Origin of the sequence: Streptomyces recifensis, from assembly GCF_002154615.1 — a bacterium.
Classification (GTDB): domain Bacteria; phylum Actinomycetota; class Actinomycetes; order Streptomycetales; family Streptomycetaceae; genus Streptomyces; species Streptomyces griseoluteus.
On sequence record NZ_MUNH01000880.1, the window covers coordinates 1 to 2388 of the forward strand.

Here is a 2388-nt window from a genome sequence, read left to right on the forward strand (position 1 = left end):
CCGCCGCCTTGGGGTCCTGGGCGGCGGGGGTGTCCACGCCGCAGGGCGGCGGGGTCTTCAGGCCGTCGGTCAGCGAGGTGCGGTTGGGCAGCGCGGTGAACGGCGTGTAGTCGGGGTGCCGGGTGAACGCACCCCGCATGGGAGTGGCCGCGCTGTCCTTCTGGTTCATCGGGTGGATCCCGAGGATCTGCTCGATGGTACGGATCATCGTGATCTGCGAGTAGTAGTGGCTGTCGACGGTGCCGTGCTGAGACCAGGGGCTGATGATCTGGACCGGCGCGCGGTGCCCGTCGACGTGGTCCAGGCCGGCCTGGGAGTCGTCCTCGACGACGAAGATCGCCGAGTCCTTCCAGTACTTGCTGTGGGAGATCTTGTCGATGATCTTGCCGGTGGCGAGGTCGTTGTCGGCGACCTGGGCGGCCGGGCCGGCCGGGCCACCGGTGTGGTCGCTGGAGAGCCAGAACATGTTCAGGTTCGCCGGGCCGTTCTTCTCGAAGTCCTGGTTCCAGATCTCGTACCGGTACAGGTCCGGGACGCTGGTGTCGAACTTCGGGAAGCCGGGTACCGACACGCTGTTGAGCGAGGGAATCGGTGAGGAGGACTTCAGGGGGTAGGCGGTGGCCTGGCCGGTCGCGCTCATGTTCTTGGCGTCGCAGTACAGGTTCTGCCAGCTGGCACCCGACGGCTTGGTCAGGAACTGCTGGAACTCGCCGAAGTTCCGCACGCTCCTGCCGGCCGCCTGTGCGCCCGTCCACAGGAAGCCGGTCTTCTGGTGGCCGAGGGCGTCGTCCTCGGTGTCGTAGCTGCGCGCGTACTCGCCGGCCGAGGACTCGGTGTACTCGGGGTTGTCGGCCTGCATGAGCCAGTTGTGGCCCTCGGCGGAGTTGGTGCCGATGTCGTAGGTGTTGTCGTACAGCCCGAACTGCCGGGCCAGCGCGTGCTGGTTCGGCGTGACGTTCGTGCCGAACTGCGTCAGCGACGGGTCGCCGTTGCCGTCGGGTACGTCACCGAGGACCTGGTCGTAGGTGCGGTTCTCCTTGACGATCAGGAAGACGTGCTTGATCGTCGAGGGGTCGCCGATCCGCGCCGGGACCGGCTGCGGCTCGGCGGTGCGGTGGCCCTTGGCCAGTGCCACGGAGCCGGCGCTCCAGCCGTTCTGCCGGAAGACCTTGGCGGTCTGGGCGCGGATGACACGGTCGCTGGGCAGGGTGAACTGCGTCAGGCTGGAGGTGGTGTCGTGGGTGGCGTGGCCGGCGCTGTCGGGGCGACGGGCGTCGATGCCGCGGGTGTTGGAGACGACGACCTTCGTGCCCACGGTGGTGATCTCGGCGGGGAAGTAGTCCGTCGGGAGGAGGCCGAGGTAACCGACCGGCTCCTGCGGGGACTTGTAGCGGTATACGGCGACGGCATTGGCCCGGCCGAGCGTAACCAGCAGGTGACCGTCACCGGTGAGGGTCACGGCGTTCGGCTCGTAACCGACCGAGGCCTCCGGCCACGGCTGGGTGGAGATGGTCTGCACGACGTGGTCGTTGGCGGTGTCGATGACCGACACGTTGTTGTCGGCGGTGCTGGTGACGAACACCGCGCCGCGCTGGGCGTACACGGCGGTCGGGTGCAGGCCGACGTCGATGGTGCCGACCGCGGCGGACGCGTCGGCCAGGTCGATGACGCTGACCGTGCCGGTGGTGGTGGCGCCGGTCTTCGGGTCGGCCGGTACCTGGGTGCCGTATGAGTTGAGTGTGGAGTCCCCGGCCTTCGCCGGCCGCCCGCCCTCGTTGCTGACGTAGAGCTTGTCACCGGCCCGGGCCATGCCGCGCGGGGCGTTGCCGACCGCCCAGCTCCGGGTGACAGCCCCGGTGGCCGCGTCGATCGCCACCACCCGGTTCTGGCCGTTGACCGCGGCGTACACGGTGGAGCCGTCGGCGGAGAACACCGCCGCGGCGACCAGGGCGTGCTTGCTGCCGTCGGCCGGGATCCTGACGGTCACGGGGTCGGCGAGCGTGCCGTCCGCGTTCACGGTGAACTTGGTGTAGCCGTCGGCCTGGCCCAGCCACAGCTGCTTGCCGTCGGGGGAGTACGTCGGACCTTCCTGGCCGACGGAGCCGCTGCCGATGCGCAGGTCGTCGGCGGCGTTGGTGCCCACACGCTGCACGATCCGCCCGGTCGCGAGGTCCACGATGACCAGCGCTGCGTCGCCGTCGGTGACCGCGGCGGCGACGTGGCCGCCGTCGGGGCTGACCGTCGACGACATGATCTTGCCGTCGTTGATGACGAGGCGGTCGCCGAAGGGGGCGATGTACTGGTCGGCGGAGACGACCTGGCCCCTGTGGGTGACCTGGCCGACCTGGTCGGTGCCGAACTGGCGGGTCTCGGCGACGGCGGTGCCGG

1 protein-coding gene is annotated in these 2388 nt (G+C 69.6%); it reads right to left on the bottom strand.

What is annotated here, in order from left to right:
- Positions 1 to 2388 (bottom strand): bifunctional YncE/alkaline phosphatase family protein (locus CCN33_RS30555; RefSeq protein WP_086696512.1); only part of this gene is annotated, 2388 nt, incomplete at both ends.